Source organism: Pseudomonas sp. GW823-FHT02C05, from assembly GCF_058797595.1.
In genome coordinates this window covers 360,560-380,260 of the sequence record NZ_JBXAJU010000005.1, presented here as the reverse complement: position 1 = coordinate 380,260, position 19,701 = coordinate 360,560, and the positions used below count along the sequence as shown (strand labels likewise).

Genomic DNA, 19,701 nt, shown 5'->3' with positions numbered 1-19,701 from the left:
GGAATGTCTTCCCTGTTTCGCGCCACCCTCATCGTCCTTGCCCTGCTGAGCGTCACCGCCTGTACCAGCAAGCGCATGTACACCCCCAACCGGGTGCTCCCGGCCACCATCCAGGTCGACCAGGAGCAGGTCAAGCAGGCGATCCTGAAGAACCTCGTAGCCCGCAAGTGGACCGTGCAGCGCATCAGCCCGGAGCTGATCCAGGCCGAGATCACCGTGCGTCAACAGTTCCACGCGGAGATCGATATCCAGTACTCCGCCAGCTACTACAAGATCGTCTACCGCGACAGCCGCGACATGGACTACAAGGACGGCAAGATCCACAAGAACTACATCCGCTGGGTGCGCCTGCTGGACAAGGGAATCCTGCGCGAACTGCGGGACAACCAGAACGAGCGGGCCGCGCAACAGCTGTCGGATGCCGCGGCCAAGAGCTTCCCGGCCGCACAATGAGCCCTTCCCTGTGACCCTGGTCACAGGGCTGCTTCACCCCCTTTGATGTCATGGAGAATGCGATGCGTTTGAAGACACTGGCGGCCACCGCCACCCTGCTGCTGTGCACCCTGCCCGGCGTCAGCCAGGCCCGCGATACCACCTTGTACCTGCCCTTCGACAAGGTCGTGGCCGAGGCCATCAGCACCGGCAAGATCGACGGCAGCGTGAAGTTCTACCTGGCGGGCAACAAGCCGGCCGGCAAGGTCAGCGTGCTGAGCCCCGGCGCCGTGACCAACAAGAAGACCAATGCCTTCGGCAAGGCCGACCAGGTGGCCTGCGAGTGGGCCTTGCAGTCGGCACTGATCACCCTGCATGAAGCGGCGAAGAAAGTCGGCGCCAACGCCGTGACCGACATTGCCAGCTTCTACAAGAGCCACGAGCGCAAGGACGCCACCACCTATGAGTGCCATGCCGGCGCCATCATGGCTGGCGTCGCGCTGCGCGGGGATCTGTCCAAGGCCCAGTGACCTGCGACTGACAACGCAAAGGGCGCCTGGGGCGCCCTTTGCGTTTCCGGGTTTTTTCCGGAAGCGCGCCAATCGCCGTCTACACTCGCAACAGCAGGCCGGGTCACCGCCGCCTGCGGGAGCCAAGTGGCGCGATCGGGCATTGGCCGGCGTGACAGTGGCTCCTCTTTCACGTCCGTCAAGGAGCCGACCATGCAAGTGAAAGCACTGATTGCCCTGGCCCTGCTAACGGCCCTGAGCCCCGCCAGCCAGGCCACCAACCTGATGTACATGCCCTTCGAGAAAGTCGTGGCCGACGCCGAGCGCGCCGGGCGCCTGGATGGCAGCGTGAGCTTCCATCTGGCCGGCAACCCGCTTGCGCCGGTGCTCCAGGTGCGGCTCACCGAAGTCACCACCAACAAGAAGACCAACGCTTTCAACAAGAGCGATATCGCCGCCTGCGAATGGGCCCTGCAGTCGGCCCTGATCACCCTGCAAGCCGCGGCCAAGCGGGTCGGCGCCAATGCGGTGACCAATATCGTCAGCTACTACAAGCACCACGTGCGCAAGGACCTCAACACCTACGAATGCCATGCCGGGGTACTGATGGCCGGAGTGGCCCTGCGCGGCGACCTGGTGAACCTGCAGGCCCCGGTGCGGCCCAACAGCCCCTCAGGGCATAGCCCCGGTCTTGCGCGTCAGTAGCTCGACAAAGGCCTTGGCCATGGGCGAAGCCTGATCCTTGCGCTGTACCAGCCACACTGCCGACATCGCCGCCGGGTCCAGCAGGCGGCGATAGACCACGCCGTCGATGCGCATGCGCTGGTAGGACGCCGGCAGCACCGACACCCCCAACCCCGCCGCCACCAGGCCGATGATGGTCATGGCTTCCGCCGCCTCCTGAGCGAAATGCGGGGTAAAGCCGGCATCCCGGGACAGGCTCAGCAACTGCGCATACAGTCCGCTGCCATAGCTGCGGGGGAAAAACACAAAGGGCTCATGGGCCAGCTCCGCCAGGTGCAGCCCCTCTTCACTGCCACTGGCCAGCGGGTGCTTGGAACTGAGCACCGCCACCAGCGGCTCGCGCAGCAGCTCCACCACCGACAGCGAATCCGGCAGGGGCAAGGGCCGCATGATGCCGACCTGGATCGCCTGGTCCACCAGGGCCTCGGCCACCTGGGTGCTGCTCATTTCCTTGAGCTTGAGGTGTACCGCGGGAAAGCGCTGGCGAAAGGCGAAGATCGCCTGGGGAATGGTCGAATTGAAGGGCGCCGACGAGGTGAAGCCGATCTTCAGTTCCCCCAGCTCGCCCAGCTGCGCACGCCGCGCCACGTCCGCCGCCTTGTCCACCTGGGCCAGTACCAGCCGCGCCTCTTCCAGGAACAGGCGCCCGGCCTCGCTGAGCTCGACCCGACGATTGGTGCGTTCGAACAGGCGCGCCCCCACCTCCTGCTCCAGCGCCTGGATCTGCTGGCTCAGGGGCGGTTGGGAGATGCCCAGCACCTGGGCTGCACGGCCAAAATGCAGTTCTTCGGCGACAGCGATGAAGTAGCGCAGGTGACGCAGTTCCATAAGGGCCTCATTAAGTCTTAAAACCTATCAAACAGGTCGAACAATATATTGGAAAGAATCATTAGCCAGCTATATGCTTTTTCCATTGCCTGACCGGCTGCGTTCCCCCGAGGTCCCCCGTGAAATCCGCTGTTGCCGCTGTTGCCCCCTCCGCCGAAGAACCCCCTGCCACGCCCCTGGACGAGGTGGTCGCCCAGCTCAACGAAGCCTATATCGAAAAAGGCACGCCGATGTTCATGCGCACCGTGCTGGCGCTGTTCTCCGGCGGTTTTGCCACCTTCGCCCTGCTGTATTGCGTACAGCCGATGATGCCGCTGCTGTCCCGGGACTTTTCCATCAATGCCGCCCAGAGCAGCCTGATCCTCTCGGTCGCCACCGGCATGCTGGCCATCGGGTTGTTGATCACCGGGCCGGTTTCCGACCGCATCGGTCGCAAGCCGGTGATGGTCGCCGCCTTGCTGGCCGCCGCCCTGTGCACCATCGCCAGTGCGCTGATGCCGAGCTGGCACGGGGTGCTGCTGATGCGCGCGCTGGTGGGCCTGTCCCTGAGCGGGCTGGCAGCGGTGGCCATGACTTACCTGAGCGAGGAGATCCACCCCCAGCACATCGGCCTGGCCATGGGCCTGTACATCGGTGGCAACGCCATCGGCGGCATGAGCGGGCGACTGATCACCGGGGTGCTGATCGACTTCGTCAGCTGGCACACGGCGATGCTGGTGATCGGCGGCCTGGCACTGATCGCTGCCGCGGTGTTCTGGCGCATCCTTCCCGAATCGCGCAATTTCCGTCCCCGTTCGCTGCACCCGCGCAGCCTGCTGGACGGCTTTGCCATGCACTTTCGCGATGCCGGCCTGCCCTGGCTGTTCCTCGAAGGTTTCCTGCTGATGGGGGCATTCGTCACCCTGTTCAACTACATCGGCTACCGCCTGCTGGCCGAGCCCTATCAACTGAGCCAGGCCTGGGTCGGGATGCTGTCGGTGGTGTACCTCTCGGGCATCTACAGCTCGGCGAAGATCGGCGCCCTTGCGGACCAACTGGGCCGACGCCGAGTGCTGTGGGGCACCATCGTACTGATGCTGGCGGGGATCGCCCTGACCCTGCTGACACCGCTGTCCCTAGTACTGATCGGCATGCTGCTGTTCACCTTCGGCTTCTTCGGTGCCCACTCGGTGGCCAGCAGCTGGATCGGCCGTCGCGCCACCAAGGCCAAGGGCCAGGCGTCGTCGCTGTACCTGTTCAGCTACTACGCCGGCTCGAGCATTGCCGGCACCGCCGGCGGGGTGTTCTGGCACCTGGCGGGTTGGAACGGCATCGGCCTGTTTATCGGCGCCTTGCTGATCGGAGCCCTGTTGATCGCCATGAAACTCGCCAAACTCCCCCCTTTGTAGGAGCAGGCTTGCCGGCGAAATGGTCCGCCAGGCAGGTGCAGGCCTTGAGGGCCCATTCGCCAGCAAGCTGGCTCCTACACCGAGCGAATCTGGCTGGCCGCCCCCTGTAGGAGCTGGCTTGCCAGCGAAGGCGTGCGCCAGGCAGGCGCAGGTCTTGAGGGCCCTCTCGCCAGCAAGCTGGCTCCTGCAAAAAGTGTCCGCCAATGAAAACGCCCGGCAGGTGCCGGGCGTTTTTTAGGGGGGCGCTTATTCGTGGTATTGCGCCGACAACTCGTGCACCGCTTCCAGGAAGGCTCCGGCGTGCTCCGGTTTCACTTCCGGAGTGATGCCGTGGCCCAGGTTGAACACGTGGCCACTGCCCTTGCCGTAGCTGGCGAGGATGCGCGCAACTTCGCTGCGGATCGCCTGCGGGTTGGCGTAGAGCACGGTAGGGTCCATGTTGCCTTGCAGCGATACCTTGCTGCCGACCCGGCGGCGGGCTTCGCCGATGTCACAGGTCCAGTCCAGGCCCAGGCTGTCCGCGCCGGCATCGGCAATGCTTTCCAGCCACAGGCCGCCGCCCTTGGTAAAGAGGATCACCGGAACCTTGCGCCCGTCGTGTTCGCGGATCAGGCCACTGACGATCTTGCGCATGTAGGCCAGGGAGAACTCCTGGTAGGCCGCCGCCGAGAGGCTGCCGCCCCAGCTGTCGAAGATCTGCACCGCCTGCGCGCCGGCACGGATCTGCCCGTTCAGGTACGCGGTGACCGACTGGGCCAGCTTGTCCAGCAGCAGGTGCATGGCTTGCGGGTTGTCGTAGAGCATGGCCTTGGACTTGCGGAAGTCCTTGGAGGAGCCGCCTTCGACCATGTAGGTGGCCAGGGTCCAGGGGCTGCCGGAGAAACCGATCAACGGCACACGGCCGTTGAGTTCGCGACGAATGGTGCTGACCGCATCCATTACATAGCCCAGGTCCTTGTGCGGATCGGGGATCGGCAGGGCTTCGATGTCGGCCAGGGTGCTGACCACTTTCTTGAAGCGCGGGCCTTCGCCGGTTTCAAAGTACAGGCCTTGGCCCATGGCATCGGGGATGGTCAGGATGTCGGAGAAGAGGATCGCCGCATCCAGCTGTGGATAGCGGTCCAGAGGCTGCAGAGTGACTTCGCAAGCGAACGCCGGGTTCATGCACAGGCTCATGAAGTCACCGGCGTTGGCACGGCTGGCGCGGTATTCAGGCAAGTAGCGCCCAGCCTGACGCATCATCCACACCGGGGTGACGTCTACGGGTTGCTTGAGCAGGGCACGAAGGAAACGGTCGTTCTTCAGGGCAGTCATGTCGGCATCCGGAAAAAAAGTGGGGGCATTTTCTCAGAGCGCGACACAAAAGGCACGGCAAGAGCCGTGCCTTTTATGTATCAGGTCAATTTGTCGCGGACTACAAGCAGTTGTTTAAGCGTCGCGAGCGAAGGCAAGGCAAGGCGAAAACAGACGAGGAAGCGGAGTTGACTGCTGTCAATGAGCATTCCGAGTCTGTTTTCAACGCAGCATTGCCGAGCGCAGCAGCTTAAACGCCCAGGTAGTCGAGGATGCCTTCGGCGGCGTTGCGCCCTTCGAAGATCGCCGTCACCACAAGATCAGAACCGCGCACCATGTCACCACCGGCAAAGATCTTCGGGTTGCTGGTCTGGTGCTTGAACTGGCCCTGTTCCGGGGCCACGACACGGCCCTGGCTGTCGGTCTGGATGCTGAACTGCTCGAACCATGGTGCCGGGCTTGGACGGAAACCGAAGGCGATGACCACGGCGTCGGCCGGGATGATCTCTTCAGAACCCGGGATCGGCTCGGGGCTGCGGCGGCCACGGGCGTCCGGCTCGCCGAGACGGGTCTCGACCACCTTCACGCCTTCGACGCGGTCTTCACCGACAATGGCGATCGGCTGGCGGTTGTAGAGGAACTTCACGCCTTCTTCCTTGGCGTTCTTCACCTCTTTGCGCGAGCCGGGCATGTTGGCTTCGTCACGACGATAGGCGCAGGTCACCGACTTGGCGCCCTGGCGGATCGAGGTGCGGTTGCAGTCCATCGCGGTGTCGCCACCGCCCAGCACCACCACCTTCTTGCCTTTCATGTCGACGAAGTCTTCCGGCGACTTTTCAAAGCCCAGGTTGCGGTTGACGTTGGCGATCAGGAAATCCAGCGCGTCATAGACGCCCGGCAGGTCCTCACCGGCAAAGCCGCCCTTCATGTAGGTGTAGGTGCCCATGCCCATGAACACCGCATCGTATTCGGCGAGCAGTTGCTCCATGGTCACGTCCTTGCCCACCTCGGTGTTGAGGCGGAACTCGATGCCCATGCCGCTGAAGACTTCGCGACGATTGCTCAGCACGGTCTTTTCCAGCTTGAACTCGGGGATACCGAAGGTCAGCAGACCGCCGATTTCCGGGTTCTTGTCGAACACCACCGGGGTCACGCCGCCACGCACCAGCACGTCGGCACAGCCCAGGCCCGCCGGGCCCGCACCAATGATCGCCACGCGTTTGCCGGTGGGCTTGACCTTGGACATGTCCGGGCGCCAGCCCATGGCGAAGGCGGTGTCGGTGATGTACTTCTCCACCGAACCGATGGTCACCGCACCAAAGCCGTCGTTGAGGGTGCAGGCACCCTCGCACAGACGATCCTGCGGGCACACCCGGCCGCAGACTTCCGGCAGGGTGTTGGTCTGGTGCGACAGCTCGGCGGCGGCGAGGATGTTGCCCTCGGCCACCAGCTTGAGCCAGTTGGGAATGAAGTTGTGCACCGGGCACTTCCATTCACAGTACGGGTTACCACAACCCAGGCAGCGGTGGGCCTGGTCGGCCGACTGCTGGGGTTTGAAGGGTTCGTAGATTTCCACGAACTCTTTCTTGCGTTGACGCAACAGTTTCTTCTTCGGATCCTTGCGCCCGACATCGATGAACTGGAAGTCGTTATTCAGACGTTCAGCCATTATCAAAACCTCATCACACTCTTCAGGCGCATATCACTGCGGGTTGGCACGGGTGCTGGAAAGCAACGACTTCAAGCTGGCAGCCTTGGGCTTGACCAGCCAGAAACGGCGCAGGTAGTCGTCGAGGTTCTCGGCGAGGTTACGGCCCCATTCGCTGTCGGTTTCCTCGACGTACTCGTTCAGCACGCGCTGCAGGTGGCTGCGATAGGCTTCCATCGCTTCGCCGCTGATCCGTTGGATTTCCACCAGTTCGTGGTTGACCCGGTCAACGAAGGTGTTGTCCTGGTCCAGCACATAAGCGAAACCGCCGGTCATGCCTGAGCCGAAGTTGTAACCGGTCTTGCCCAGGACGCAGACGAAACCACCGGTCATGTACTCGCAGCAGTGATCGCCAGTGCCTTCAACCACGGTGTGGGCACCGGAGTTGCGCACGGCGAAACGCTCACCCGCGGTGCCAGCGGCGAACAGCTTGCCGCCGGTGGCGCCGTACAGGCAGGTGTTGCCGATAATGGCGCTGTCCTGGGTCTTGTAGACGCTGCCCTTGGGCGGAACGATCACCAGCTTGCCGCCGGTCATGCCCTTGCCCACGTAGTCGTTGGCGTCGCCTTCCAGGTAGAGGTTCAGGCCGCCGGCGTTCCACACGCCGAAGCTCTGCCCCGCAGTGCCCTTGAAGCGGAACGTGATAGGCGCCTGGGCCATGCCCTGGTTGCCGTGGAGCCTGGCGATCTCGCCGGAGATCCGTGCGCCGATGGAGCGGTCGCAGTTGCAGATATCCAGGGCGAAATCGGCGCCGCTCTTGTCATTGATCGCCGAGCGGGCCATCTCGACCATTTTCTCGGCCAGCAGGCCCTTGTCGAACGGCGGGTTGCGGTCCACCTGGCAGAACTGCGGCTTGTCCGCCGGAATGTGGTCACTGCCCAGCAACGGGGTCAGGTCCAGGTGATGCTGCTTGGCGGTCTGGCCTTCCAGCACCTCCAGCAGGTCGGTCCGGCCGATCAGTTGCTCCAGGGAACGCACGCCAAGCTTGGCCAGCCACTCACGGGTTTCCTCGGCGACGTAGGTGAAGAAGTTCACCACCATGTCGACAGTGCCGATGTAGTGATCCTTGCGCAGTTTCTCGTTCTGGGTGGCCACGCCGGTGGCGCAGTTGTTCAGGTGGCAGATGCGCAGGTACTTGCAGCCCAGGGCGATCATCGGCGCGGTGCCGAAGCCGAAGCTCTCGGCGCCGAGGATGGCTGCCTTGATCACGTCGAGGCCGGTTTTCAGCCCGCCGTCGGTCTGCACCCGGACCTTGCCGCGCAGGTCGTTGCCGCGCAGGGTCTGGTGGGTTTCCGCCAGGCCCAGTTCCCACGGCGCACCGGCGTACTTGATGGAGGTCAGCGGCGAAGCGCCGGTACCGCCGTCGTAGCCGGAGATGGTGATCAGGTCGGCATAGGCCTTGGCCACACCGGCAGCGATGGTACCAACGCCGGCTTCGGCCACCAGCTTCACCGACACCAGCGCCTGAGGGTTGACCTGCTTGAGGTCGAAGATCAGCTGCGACAAGTCTTCGATCGAATAGATGTCGTGGTGCGGCGGAGGCGAAATCAGGGTCACGCCGGGGACTGCGTAGCGCAGCTTGGCGATCAGGCCGTTGACCTTGCCACCAGGCAGCTGGCCGCCCTCGCCGGGCTTGGCGCCCTGGGCCACCTTGATCTGCAGCACTTCGGCGTTGACCAGGTATTCCGGGGTCACGCCGAAACGGCCAGTGGCCACTTGCTTGATCTTCGAGCTCTTGATGGTGCCGTAGCGCGCCGGGTCTTCGCCGCCCTCACCGGAGTTGGAACGCGCGCCGAGGCGGTTCATGGCTTCGGCCAGGGCTTCGTGAGCCTCCGGCGACAGGGCACCCAGGGAGATACCGGCAGAGTCGAAGCGCTTGAGGATCGACTCCAGGGGCTCGACTTCGCTGATGTCCATCGGCGTGTCCAGGGTCTTCACCTGGAACAGGTCGCGGATCATCGACACCGGGCGGTTGTCCACCAGCGCGGTGTATTCCTTGAACTTGGCGTAGTCGCCCTGCTGCACGGCGGCTTGCAGGGTGTTGACCACGTCCGGGTTGTAGGCGTGGTACTCGCCACCGTGGACGAACTTTAGCAGGCCGCCTTGCTGGATCGGCTTGCGCGGGCTCCAGGCCTCGGTCGCCAGGGCTTTCTGCTCGGCTTCGATGTCGACGAAACGTGCGCCCTTGATCCGGCTCGGCACGCCACGGAAGCTCAGGTTGCAGACCTCCTCGGACAGGCCGATGGCTTCGAACAGCTGCGCGCCACGGTAAGAGGCGATGGTGGAGATGCCCATCTTCGACAGGATCTTCAGCAGGCCCTTGGTGATGCCCTTGCGGTAGTTCTTGAACACCTCGTAGAGGTCGCCCAGCACTTCACCGGTACGGATCAGGTCGCCCAGCACTTCGTAGGCCAGGAACGGATAGACCGCCGAGGCGCCGAACCCGATCAGCACCGCGAAGTGGTGCGGATCGCGGGCGGTGGCGGTTTCCACGAGGATGTTGGAGTCGCAGCGCAGGCCCTTTTCGGTCAGGCGGTGGTGCACCGCGCCGGTGGCCAGGGAGGCGTGGATCGGCAACTTGCCCGGAGCGATATGGCGGTCGCTGAGGACGATCTGGGTGCGGCCGGCGCGAGCGGCTTCTTCAGCCTGGTCGGCGACATTGCGGATCGCGGCTTCCAGGCCGACGCTCTCGTCGTAGTTGAGGTCGATGACCTGGCGCTCGAAGCCCGGGCGATCGAGGTTCATCAACGAACGCCACTTGGCCGGGGAGATCACTGGCGAGCTGAGGATCACTCGCGAAGCATGCTCAGGCGACTCCTGGAAGATGTTGCGCTCGGCACCGAGGCAGATCTCCAGGGACATGACGATGGCTTCACGCAGCGGGTCGATCGGCGGGTTGGTGACCTGGGCGAACTGCTGGCGGAAATAGTCGTAAGGGGTACGCACGCGCTGGGACAGCACCGCCATCGGCGTGTCGTCGCCCATCGAACCCACCGCTTCGTAGCCCTGCTCGCCCAGCGGACGCAGTACCTGGTCACGCTCTTCGAAGGTGACCTGGTACATCTTCATGTACTGCTTGAGCTGGTCGACGTCGTAGAAGGCCGAACCGTGGTCGTTGTCTTCCATGGTGGCCTGGATGCGCAGGGCATTCTTGCGCAGCCATTGCTTGTACGGATGACGGGACTTCAGACGGTTGTCGATGGCGTCGGTGTCGAGGATCTGCCCGGTCTCGGTGTCCACGGCAAAGATCTGGCCCGGGCCGACCCGGCCCTTGGCGATCACGTCCTCGGGCTGGTAGTTCCACACGCCGATTTCCGAAGCCAGGGTGATGAAGCCGTTCTGGGTGGTGACCCAGCGCGCCGGGCGCAGGCCGTTGCGGTCCAGCAGGCAGACGGCGTAGCGGCCGTCGGTCATGACCACGCCGGCCGGGCCGTCCCACGGTTCCATGTGCATCGAGTTGTATTCGTAGAACGCGCGCAGGTCGGCGTCCATGGTCTCGACGTTCTGCCACGCTGGCGGAATGATCATGCGCACGCCGCGGAACAGGTCGATGCCGCCGGTGACCATCAGCTCCAGCATGTTGTCCATGCTCGAGGAGTCGGAACCCACGCGGTTGACCAGCGGGCCGAGTTCTTCCAGGTCCGGGATCAAGTCGTTGGCGAACTTGGTGCGCCGGGCCACGGCCCAGTTGCGGTTGCCGGTGATGGTGTTGATCTCGCCGTTGTGGGCGAGGAAGCGGAATGGCTGGGCCAGCGGCCATTTCGGCAGGGTGTTGGTGGAGAAGCGCTGGTGAAACACGCAGATCGCGGTTTGCAGGCGCTCGTCACCCAGGTCCGGATAGAAGGCGGCGAGGTCCGCCGGCATCATCAGGCCCTTATAGATGATGGTCTTGTGGGAAAAGCTGCAGATGTAGTGGTCGGTGTCGGCGGCGTTGGCCACCGAGGAGCGACGACGGGAGCTGAACAGCTTGATGGCGAAATCCTGGTCGCTCAGGCCCTGGCCGCCGATGAATACTTGTTCGATCTGTGGCAGGCGCTCCAGGGCCAGACGCCCGAGCACACTGGTATCGATCGGTACTTTGCGCCAGCCCACCAGTTGCAGGCCGGCGGCGAGGATCTCGCGGTTCATGTTTTCGCGAGCGGCTTCGGCTTTCACCGGGTCCTGGTTGAAGAACACCATGCCCACCGCATATTGCTTGGGCAGCTCGATGCCGAAGTGCTCCGTGGCGACTGCGCGCAGGAACAGGTCGGGCTTTTGCATCAGCAGACCGCAACCGTCGCCGGTCTTGCCGTCCGCGTTGATCCCACCGCGGTGGGTCATGCAGGTCAGGGCCTCAATGGCCGTTTTCAACAGGGTATGACTGGGTTCGCCCTGCATATGGGCTATCAGGCCGAAACCACAGTTATCCTTAAATTCATCTGGTTGGTACAGACCTGCTTTCATAGACACTTTCTCACCAGGCTGCCTCTTTTAGAGGCAAATTTCTTTTCAATTCAACCACTTGCATTCCGCGCCGAACGTACGCCAGCTTTGCGGGGGCAAAAGGGAGGTCATTGTACACACCGACACAAAGCCCCACAAATTTAGCGACGATCTGTCGTAAATTCATGTCGCATTTATGAACGTTTTAAAGCGATATGCTGTGCTAGTCAAAAAGTTTTGCTTTTGACTGCCGCGACTCAAAAACTACTGTGACGCAGACACCACAAGGCACGCGGCCTGTAAGGCAGCATGCCGATGCGGAAATTTGAGGTTGCCGGGAGAGGCGGCCTGGGTAAGGCCGCCGAATCTTCAGCGAGTTGTTGCCAGTTCTTGTTGAACGCTAGCGACAGTGCGAGGCCAAGGTTTACCAGCCTGAACCTTCGCTGGCAAGGATTTGATGGCGCTGACCGCTGCATCGCGGCTTGCGAAGTTGCCGTAGGTGATCACATACAGCGGCTTGCCGTTGAGGACTTTCTTGAAGTAGCGGTATTCGCCGCCCTGTTCCTTGACGAAGTTCTGCGCGGTGGCTTCCGAGCTGGTGCCGAGGATCTGCACCACGTAGTTGCCTGGCGCCTGGCCAGCGTACCAGCTGCCACCGGCGGCCTTGGCCACAGTGACCGGCTTCTCGGCCGGCTTGGCCGGAGCAGGCTTGGCTGCCACTGGTTTCTCTGCCGGCTTGGCGGCAGGTGCAGGCTTGGCCGTGGCCACCTGGGTCGGTGCCGGGGTTGGACGCGCTGCCGGAGTCGGCGTCGGGCCAGCCGTAGCCCCAGCAGGCGGCGCGGTGGTGGTCACGGTCGGTGGAACGGCGCTGGAGCCTTCAACCGGTACCCCGTCGTCACCCTCACTGATACCCCCTGCGGCTTCGGCCAGAGGGCCGCGCATCACGGGCTGCGACTGGCCGACCAACGGCAGCGGCATTGGCTGTGACGAACCGGCGAACTCCACTGACGGACTGCCATTGGCATTGGGTGTCGGTGCTTGCCCCAAAGGCAGCTGCGCTTGCTCATTGGCCGGAGCGCCGGTGGTTGGAGCCTTGCTGCGGCCCGGCATCAACCAGGCCGCGGCCACGGCCACCACCACGACAGCGGAGATGGCCAATACGTGTTTCTTCGGCATGTTGAACCCCATACTTGGACGCTTGACCGCAGAGCGGCTGGCGATCATTGCTTCGATCATTGCATCCCTGGCGACCTGGTTGATGTTGCCCGGCCAGCCATCGGAGCCTTCGTGAATATCACTGATCTGATCTGCGGAGAAAAGTTCGATGCCCTGCCCCGCACCTTCAAGCCGCTGGGCCAGATATTCGCGGGTTTCCTCTTCGGTATAAGGCTGCAACTCGATGACGTGGAAGCGCTCTTCCTCGGTATTGAGCTGGTCCAGTGCGGCGATCAGCGACGACTCGCCGAACAGGAACACATGGGGGCGACCTTCCGGAGCGCCGGCCGCCAGGGCCAGCAGGGCCTCGAGGGCGGACTCGTCGAGCTGCTCGGCGTCATCCACCAGCAGATAGACTTCCTGACCGGTCAGGGCCAGCTGCACTATCTGGGCGAGGATCGCGCCGATTTCGGCCTCGGCCACGTTCAGCGCCTGGGCCACCTGGCGCAACACGCCAGCAGCGTCGCCGGCGCCGCGGGCCGACACCACCACGCTCTGCACCGATTGCTTGTTGGTACTGGCTACCAGCGCCTGGCGCAGCAGGGTCTTGCCGCTGCCCTGAGGCCCGGTGACCACCAGTAGCAACTGGCTGTAGCGGGCCAGGTGATGCAGTTGCCCCAATACGGGCTTGCGCTGGGCAGGAAAGAACTTGAAGCCAGGGACCCGGGGAGCGAAAGGATCGTGGCTCAACTGGTAATGGCCGAGGAAAGCCTCGTCGGCGTGCAAACTAGTCATCGGGATCTTATTAACCTTTAAGCTGAGCCAGGGCGCGGTAGTCCGCTCCCAGCGTGGCCTGTAAAACCTCTTTCGGATAATCGTCGGTCACTACGGCTTCGCCCATGCGGCGCAACAGCACCAGACGCAAACGACCGTCGATCACTTTCTTGTCAATTGCCATGTGTTCGAGAAAATCCGCTTCGCTCATTTCCTCTGGCGGGATGACCGGCAAGCCCGCGCGCTGGAACAGGCGAATACCGCGGTCACGCTCCTGGCTGGTGATCCAGCCCAGGCGCGCGGACATTTCCAGGGCCATTACGGTGCCAGCAGCCACCGCCTCGCCGTGCAGCCACACACCGTACCCCATGTGGGTTTCGATGGCGTGGCCGAAGGTATGCCCCAGGTTGAGGGTGGCCCGCACTCCCGATTCACGTTCGTCGGCACCCACTACCGCGGCCTTGGCCGCACAGGAGCGCTCGATGGCGTAAGTCAGGGCCTGCTGGTCCAGGGCCCGCAGGCGGTCGACATTCTCTTCCAGCCAGGTGAGGAAGGGCTCGTCGCAGATCAGTCCGTACTTGATCACCTCCGCCAGACCTGCCGACAGCTCGCGGCTGGGCAGGGTGTTAAGGCTGGTGGTATCGATCAGCACCACGTTCGGCTGGTAGAAGGCGCCGACCATGTTCTTGCCCAGCGGGTGGTTGATACCGGTCTTGCCGCCCACCGAAGAGTCCACCTGGGACAGGAGGGTGGTAGGAATCTGGATGAAATCCACGCCCCGCTGGTAGCAGGCCGCGGCAAAGCCGGCCATGTCACCGATCACGCCGCCACCGAGGGCGATGATGGTAGTGCGTCGATCGTGGCGCGCAGTGAGCAGGCCATCGAAGATCAACTGCAGGGTTTCCCAGTTCTTGTAGGCCTCGCCATCGGGCAGGACCACCGAGATCACCGAGAACTGCCCCAGGCTGCGGGCCAGACGCTCAAGGTAAAGCGGCGCGACGGTCTCATTGGAAATGATCGCCACTTGCCGCCCGGCGATATGCGGCACCAGCAGCTCGGGCTGGTCCAACAGACCTTCACCAATGTGAATCGGGTAGCTGCGCTCGCCTAGATCGACCTTAAGTGTCTGCATGTGTCCCCACAGTGAAGATGGAAGCAGGCATTGTGCCCTGCATTGACGATGGGCCTCGTCTGGTCTTCTGACGCAGCCCGATAGCTCTGCGCCACACCTTGGCGGTCTGGCGCGACGCCGAGAATAACGCATTTCGCTCGACGCATTAACGGGGTGGCAGCTGCTGCAGGCGCTCCAGTATGTCCAGCACCACCATTCGTGGCGGCCGCTCATCGGTTTCCACCACCAGATCGGCGATTTCCCGATAAAGCGGGTCGCGGATTTCCAGCAGGTCGCGCAGGGTCTTGGCCGGATCGGCGGTGCGCAGCAGGGGACGATTGCGGTCCCGGGCGGTGCGCCCCACCTGTTGCTCGACCGAGGCGTGCAGATAGACCACTCGTCCGCCAGCGTGCAGCGCCCGACGATTGGCCTCGCGCATCACTGCACCACCGCCAGTGGCCAGGACCACGCCGTCAGTGCCACAGAGCTCGGCGATCATCGCCTGTTCGCGATCACGAAAGCCCGGTTCGCCTTCCTTATCGAAGATCCACGGGATATTCGCGCCTGTACGCAGTTCAATTTCCTTATCGGAATCTTTGAATGGCAGGCGCAGCTCTTTGGCCAGTAAGCGACCGATGGTGCTTTTTCCAGCCCCCATCGGCCCAACAAGAATCAAATTTCGCACAGAATCAACGACTCACAGCAATCGCCTGGTTGTTCATGATACGCGGAGTGAGAAATACCAGCAGCTCGGATTTTTTCTCCGACACCACGTCACGCCGGAAAAGGCGGCCAAGATACGGCACATCGCCAAGAAATGGCACTTTATCTACAACCTTGCTCTGGGTATTCGAGAAAACCCCGCCGATGACGATGGTCGCCCCGTCGTTGACCAGGACCTTGGCATTGACCTCGTTCTTCTTGATCGGCGGTACATCCTGGACCTTGTTAAGGTAGTCCGGCTCATCCTTGGTGACCTTGACCTCCATGATGATGCGGTTGTCCGGGGTGATCTGCGGCGTCACTTCAAGCGACAGCGACGCCTCCTTGAAGGACACCGAGGTAGCGCCGCTGGAGCTGGCTTCCTGGTAGGGGATCTCGGTGCCCTTGAGGATCTTTGCGGTTTCCTTGTCGGAGGTGACCACCTTGGGCTGGGAAACGATCTCGCCGTTGCCGGTCTTCTCCATGGCGGTCAACTCCAGGTCCAGCAGCACGTTGTCGGTGATGTAGGCGATACCGATGCCCGAGGTATGGGCACTAGCCCCCAGATCGACAAAGGGTGAGTTGCTGCCGCCGCTGCCCGGAGCGCCGATGCTGCTGGAACCGCCGGCAGCGTTCTGCACCCCGCTGGCGCTCCAGTTGCCCTGGTTCTGCACCGAGCCGCCCCAGCGCACGCCCAGGCTCTTGTCGTAGTCAACGTTGGCCTCGACGATGCGCGCTTCGATCATCACCTGGCGCACCGGAACATCCAGCTGGGCGACGATGCGCCGAAGTTCGTCGAGGCGCTCCTGGCTCTGGTAGGCAATGATGCTGTTGGTGCGTTCGTCCACGGTGATCGAGCCACGCTCATCGGCTTTTTCCTCGGCGCGGGTCACCGACTGGAACAGCTTGGCGATGTCCGCTGCCTTGGCGTAGTTGACCTGCAGCAGCTCCCGACGCAACGGCGCCAGGTCCTCCAGCTGCTTCTGTGACTCCAGCTCCTGACGCTCCCGGGCGGCAATCTCATCCGCCGGAGCCACCAGCAGCACATTGCCGATCTTGCGTGAATCAAGGCCTTTGGTCCGTAGCACCAGATCCAGGGCCTGATCCCAGGGCACGTTCTGCAGGCGCAGGGTGATGCCGCCCTGCACCGTGTCGCTGGCCACCAGGTTGAGGCCCGTGAAATCGGCGATCAGTTGCAGCACCGAGCGCACCTCGATGTCCTGAAAGTTCAGCGAGAGCTTTTCCCCCTTGTAGGCAGGTCGGGCCGCAGCCGCCCTGCTGCTGGTCTCGGCCAGGGGGCGGACACTGACCGTCAGGCGGTTGTCGGTCTGGAAGGTGGAATAGTCGAAGGCACCCTTGGGCTCCAGGGTGACGGTGGTACGCCCGGCAGCCGTATCCGCAGTGATGTACTGCACCGGGGTGGCGAAATCCTTGACGTCCAGGCGAACCCGCAGCGTCTCGGGCAGTTGGGTACGGGCGAAATCGAGGACGATCCGGCCCTCGCGCCGCTGGACATCGACAGCGATGCGCGGGTCGGACAGGTCGATCAGCACATTGCCTTCGCCCTCCTCGCCGCGCTGAAAATCCACGCCGCGTATCGACCCGGCTACTGCCTGCGGCTTTGCAGGCGCCCGAGCTGCCGTCCCCGGAGCAGCGGGCTTGAGCTCGGCGGCGCCGACCAGCGGTGCCAGCAGCGCTATCCATAGCGCTACACCGAGGGCTGAAACAGTCCTGTTCATTTTCCAGATTCCACTTAAGAGTGTTTTTTCAGCGCCAGTGTTCGCGGCCGCTCCAGCCAGGCTCCCGCTCCATCGGGAACAATTTCCACCACCTCGATCTGCGATTCGCTGATGGTCACAACCCGGCCTTCGTTGCGCCCCAGGTAGTCGCCCACCTGCAAGCGGTGGATGCCACCTGCGCCGCGCAACAGGGCAAAGCTCCCGGAGGCGTTGGACAGGGTCCCGACCATTTGCAACTGCTCGATATCGAACCCCTCCAGGTATTGCCGGGCTCGCTGCGGGTCGGGCCGGACCGCACTGGCCCCTTGCCGACGGGCCGCCAGGTCAAGCCTTTGCGGCGGCTGGAACGGACTACGCAATGCGCTGGCGTCATAGGTGAACGAGGGGTAAGACCGGATTACCGGCATTGGTTCAATCGGCCCGGGCGCTTGCAGGCGCATCTGGTTCATGTAGGCGTCCAGGTCGGCAAAGTCGTCATCGGCGCCACCACACCCCCACAGCCCGGCACAAAGGCAGCCAAGCACCGCCCAGCGCAGGCGCCTCATGAGTGCGGCTCCGGAGCGTCGTACCTGTAGGTGCGCGCCTCGATGCTCATGCGCAACAGCGCCGGATTGCCCACCGCCACAGGCTGAATGCGAAAATCATGCAAGGTGACGATGCGCGGCAGGCCGGCGACGCCACTGACGAAGCTCGCCAGGTCGTGATAGGCCCCGGTGACAGTAATCTGGATCGGCAACTCGACGTAGAACTGCCTGGCCACCTCCGGTTGCAGCCTGATTTCCTCGAAGGCCAGGCCACTGCCCAGTCCCACGCGACTGATGTCCTCCAGCAGGCCGGGGACCTCGGTGTCGCTGGGCAACTGACGCAACAGCAGGTCGAAGCTGTTGCGTATGACGGCCAACTGCTCCTGGTAGCGCGGCAAATTGGCTCCCTGGCGCGCCTTGCCGGCAAACTCCTGCCGGAGACGAGTTTCCTCCTGGCGCTGGCGCTCCAGTTGCTCCAGGTGCGGGCTCAGGTAAAAGCCGTAGCCCACTAGCAGAACCAGCAGCAGAAGCAGGGCCGCCACCAGACTCCTGGCCGGCCCGGGCCACGAGCCCAGGTTGGCCAGCTCCAGCTCCCGCAGATCGATACGCCGCAACTCTGCCAGCCATTGTCGGGGGGTCATTGCCGAAGCTCCCCGGCTGGCCCGGGCGTCTGCCCGACATTCAGCCGGAACAGGTTGTTCAGCCCTTGCTGGGCGTCCACCGCGTTCTTCACCTCGGTCAGGCTGGGGGCAGCAAAACCCTCGGCAGCCTGCAGATTGCGCATCAGGTCGGACACCCTGTTGTTTGACTCGGCGGCACCGCTGATTCCAAGGTTCTGCCCCTGCAGATCCACCTCGGTGAAGTACACGCCATCAGGCAGGCTGCGGGCCAACTGCTGAAAAATCCGCACACTGTTGGAGCGGTTGCCCTGCAGCTCTTCGATGATGCCCATGCGTTCGAGCAACTGCTGTCGTTGCGCCTTGAGCCCCTGGATGCTGGCGATCTGCTCATCCAGGCGTGCCGTCGCCTGGCCCAGATACTGGTTGCGCAAATGCTGGCGCTCGATCACCCGGCTTATATAGGCGTCGGCCAACAGAATGACCCCGGCCCCGAGCACGACCATCATCGCCAGCATCTGCAGGAAACGCCGACGCCTCAGTTCGCGCGAGGCCTCGCGCCAGGGCAACAGGTTGATCCGCGCCATCAGTCGAACCCTCGCAGGGCCAGGCCACAGGCCAGGAGCAGGTTCGGCGCCTGTTCATTCAATACCTGGGGGTCGACTCGAGGCCCCATCGGCATGGCCCGGAAAGGATTGGCCAGCGACGTATCGATGCCTGTCTCGCCCTCCACCCGGCGTTCCAGGCCGGCCAGGCCGCTACCGTCTCCGGCCAGCAGCAGTTGCACCAGGGGCTGTTGCTGAGGCGAGGTGGCGAACTGCTGCAGGGAACGGCTGACCTGTTGCAGCACTTCCTGCTCGAAGGGTTGCAGCAACTCTTCGGCGCAGCCCTGTGGCAAACGGCCCTGGCTCTGCGCCAGCAATGCCTGCTCCAGTGTCAGCCCGTATCGACGCTGGAGCGCTTCCATCAGCAGCCCGCTACCGAAAAGCTGCTCACGGCTATAGATCACTCGCTGGCCGTGCAGGACGCTGAAACGGCTGAGGGCCGGGCCTATATCCAGCAACGCCACGGCGCCAGGAGTCGCCAGCGGCAGGTGCGCCGCCAGCAGCAACAGGCAGCGCTCCAGAGCCAGGGGCTGGGTATCCACCACCCGGGCTGTCAGGCCGGCCAGGCCCAATACCGTTTCCAGAGCTTCTACCCGCTCGTTGCGACAGGCTACCAGCAGCACCTGAACCCGCTGCGGATTACCGGGCACCGGCCCCTGCACTTCAAAATCCAGGGCCACGTCTTCCAGGGGATAGGGAATGTACTGGCCGGCTTCCAGCCGGACCTGCTGCTCCAGTTCGTCGGTGTGCAGGCCCGCCGGCATCTCGATCAGTTTGCTGATCACCGCCTCGCCGACCACCGCTACCGCCGCCCCCTTGAGCCGGCTGCCCGTCTTGAGCCAGGCGCGGGACAGGGCCGCGGCCAGGGCCTCGGGGTCGGCAATGTGCTGGTCAAGCACAGTATTGGGCGCCAGGGGCTCCCTGGCGTAGGCCTCGACCCGGTACCCCTGCCCCTGGCGCCCCAGGGCCAGAAGCGTGACCGATGTCGCATTGATATCGATCCCCATAAGGGAACTCGGCTTTTTGCTGAAGAGTCCAAGCACGACCAATTCCCTATGACTATCCGTGACTTACGGACTGCTTAAGCTGCATTGCGTTCAATGGTCACGTCTTGACAGACGGGCAAATGACGCTCTCGGCGGAAAATGCT

Annotated in this window: 15 protein-coding genes and 1 pseudogene; 4 read left to right on the top strand and 12 right to left on the bottom strand. The window is 63.4% G+C overall.

Annotation, left to right across the window (positions count from 1 at the left end; all coding sequences use genetic code 11):
* Nucleotides 1-3: 3 nt before the first annotated feature.
* From AC1RGE_RS26915 to AC1RGE_RS26905, 3 genes are all read left to right on the top strand, one after another.
* Nucleotides 4-453 carry a hypothetical protein gene (locus tag AC1RGE_RS26915; protein WP_492585330.1) on the top strand — a complete coding sequence of 150 codons (450 nt, stop codon included), beginning with the start codon at nt 4-6 and terminating at the stop codon, nt 451-453.
* 62 nt (nt 454-515) lie between these two features.
* Entirely contained in the window at nt 516-962 is a 447-nt protein-coding gene (locus AC1RGE_RS26910) for an excinuclease (protein ID WP_492585329.1), read from the top strand.
* Nucleotides 963-1,154: 192 nt separating this feature from the next.
* Nucleotides 1,155-1,646, top strand: a complete 492-nt coding sequence (locus AC1RGE_RS26905) for an excinuclease (protein ID WP_492585327.1) — start codon at nt 1,155-1,157, stop codon at nt 1,644-1,646.
* Here AC1RGE_RS26905 and AC1RGE_RS26900 read toward each other — a convergent pair.
* A complete protein-coding gene (locus AC1RGE_RS26900; RefSeq protein ID WP_492585325.1) occupies nt 1,614-2,513 on the bottom strand; it encodes a LysR family transcriptional regulator in 900 nt (299 codons plus the stop codon). The two genes, AC1RGE_RS26905 and AC1RGE_RS26900, sit on opposite strands and share 33 nt — an antisense overlap.
* Before the next feature lie 119 nt (nt 2,514-2,632).
* On the opposite strand from AC1RGE_RS26900, the gene AC1RGE_RS26895 reads away from it, so the two are divergent.
* The gene (locus AC1RGE_RS26895; RefSeq protein ID WP_015633872.1) at nt 2,633-3,901 is read left to right on the top strand and encodes an MFS transporter; all 1,269 of its coding nucleotides are present in this window, start codon (nt 2,633-2,635) and stop codon (nt 3,899-3,901) included.
* 246 nt (nt 3,902-4,147) lie between these two features.
* Here AC1RGE_RS26895 and hemE read toward each other — a convergent pair whose 3' ends face one another.
* From hemE to pilM, 11 genes and pseudogenes are all read right to left on the bottom strand, one after another.
* On the bottom strand, nt 4,148-5,215 hold the full coding sequence (gene hemE / locus AC1RGE_RS26890; protein WP_041115348.1) for a uroporphyrinogen decarboxylase: 1,068 nt from the start codon (nt 5,213-5,215) through the stop codon (nt 4,148-4,150).
* 229 nt (nt 5,216-5,444) lie between these two features.
* The gene (locus AC1RGE_RS26885; protein WP_011058828.1) at nt 5,445-6,863 is read right to left on the bottom strand and encodes an FAD-dependent oxidoreductase; all 1,419 of its coding nucleotides are present in this window, start codon (nt 6,861-6,863) and stop codon (nt 5,445-5,447) included.
* Between the two features lie 33 nt (nt 6,864-6,896).
* Complete coding sequence (gene gltB, locus AC1RGE_RS26880) at nt 6,897-11,345, bottom strand: glutamate synthase large subunit (protein ID WP_011058827.1); 4,449 nt, start codon at nt 11,343-11,345, stop codon at nt 6,897-6,899.
* A 348-nt stretch (nt 11,346-11,693) separates the two neighbouring features.
* Complete coding sequence (locus AC1RGE_RS26875) at nt 11,694-13,274, bottom strand: SPOR domain-containing protein (protein WP_011058826.1); 1,581 nt, start codon at nt 13,272-13,274, stop codon at nt 11,694-11,696.
* A gap of 10 nt (nt 13,275-13,284) precedes the next feature.
* A complete protein-coding gene (gene aroB, locus AC1RGE_RS26870; protein ID WP_492585323.1) occupies nt 13,285-14,385 on the bottom strand; it encodes a 3-dehydroquinate synthase in 1,101 nt (366 codons plus the stop codon).
* Nucleotides 14,386-14,530: 145 nt separating this feature from the next.
* Nucleotides 14,531-15,049, bottom strand: coding sequence for a shikimate kinase AroK (aroK, locus tag AC1RGE_RS26865; RefSeq protein WP_011058824.1), 519 nt, complete (start codon nt 15,047-15,049; stop codon nt 14,531-14,533).
* Between the two features lie 4 nt (nt 15,050-15,053).
* Nucleotides 15,054-16,715: pseudogene (locus AC1RGE_RS26860) on the bottom strand (type IV pilus secretin PilQ); the annotation flags it as partial.
* 104 nt (nt 16,716-16,819) lie between these two features.
* Nucleotides 16,820-17,350: a pilus assembly protein PilP gene (locus AC1RGE_RS26855; protein ID WP_011058822.1), complete on the bottom strand. Its 531-nt coding sequence runs from the start codon at nt 17,348-17,350 to the stop codon at nt 16,820-16,822.
* Nucleotides 17,347-17,970, bottom strand: coding sequence for a type IV pilus inner membrane component PilO (locus AC1RGE_RS26850; protein WP_019095186.1), 624 nt, complete (start codon nt 17,968-17,970; stop codon nt 17,347-17,349). Before AC1RGE_RS26850 ends, AC1RGE_RS26855 begins: the two co-directional genes overlap by 4 nt.
* The gene (locus AC1RGE_RS26845; RefSeq protein WP_011058820.1) at nt 17,967-18,533 is read right to left on the bottom strand and encodes a PilN domain-containing protein; all 567 of its coding nucleotides are present in this window, start codon (nt 18,531-18,533) and stop codon (nt 17,967-17,969) included. The genes AC1RGE_RS26850 and AC1RGE_RS26845 overlap by 4 nt, the downstream gene beginning before the upstream one ends.
* The gene (gene pilM / locus AC1RGE_RS26840) at nt 18,533-19,594 is read right to left on the bottom strand and encodes a type IV pilus assembly protein PilM (protein ID WP_011058819.1); all 1,062 of its coding nucleotides are present in this window, start codon (nt 19,592-19,594) and stop codon (nt 18,533-18,535) included. The genes AC1RGE_RS26845 and pilM overlap by 1 nt, the downstream gene beginning before the upstream one ends.
* Nucleotides 19,595-19,701: the final 107 nt, after the last annotated feature.

Bases quoted from the DNA above. Each gene is read 5' to 3' on its own strand.
- AC1RGE_RS26915 (WP_492585330.1), top strand. From the start codon at position 4: ATGTCTTCCCTGTTTCGCGCCACCCTCATCGTCCTTGCCCTGCTGAGC.
- AC1RGE_RS26910 (WP_492585329.1), top strand. From the start codon at position 516: ATGCGTTTGAAGACACTGGCGGCCACCGCCACCCTGCTGCTGTGCACC.
- AC1RGE_RS26905 (WP_492585327.1), top strand. From the start codon at position 1,155: ATGCAAGTGAAAGCACTGATTGCCCTGGCCCTGCTAACGGCCCTGAGC.
- AC1RGE_RS26900 (WP_492585325.1), bottom strand. From the start codon at position 2,513: ATGGAACTGCGTCACCTGCGCTACTTCATCGCTGTCGCCGAAGAACTG.
- hemE (WP_041115348.1), bottom strand. From the start codon at position 5,215: ATGACTGCCCTGAAGAACGACCGTTTCCTTCGTGCCCTGCTCAAGCAA.
- AC1RGE_RS26885 (WP_011058828.1), bottom strand. From the start codon at position 6,863: ATGGCTGAACGTCTGAATAACGACTTCCAGTTCATCGATGTCGGGCGC.
- gltB (WP_011058827.1), bottom strand. From the start codon at position 11,345: ATGAAAGCAGGTCTGTACCAACCAGATGAATTTAAGGATAACTGTGGT.
- AC1RGE_RS26875 (WP_011058826.1), bottom strand. From the start codon at position 13,274: ATGACTAGTTTGCACGCCGACGAGGCTTTCCTCGGCCATTACCAGTTG.
- aroB (WP_492585323.1), bottom strand. From the start codon at position 14,385: ATGCAGACACTTAAGGTCGATCTAGGCGAGCGCAGCTACCCGATTCAC.
- AC1RGE_RS26855 (WP_011058822.1), bottom strand. From the start codon at position 17,350: ATGAGGCGCCTGCGCTGGGCGGTGCTTGGCTGCCTTTGTGCCGGGCTG.
- AC1RGE_RS26850 (WP_019095186.1), bottom strand. From the start codon at position 17,970: ATGACCCCCCGACAATGGCTGGCAGAGTTGCGGCGTATCGATCTGCGG.
- AC1RGE_RS26845 (WP_011058820.1), bottom strand. From the start codon at position 18,533: ATGGCGCGGATCAACCTGTTGCCCTGGCGCGAGGCCTCGCGCGAACTG.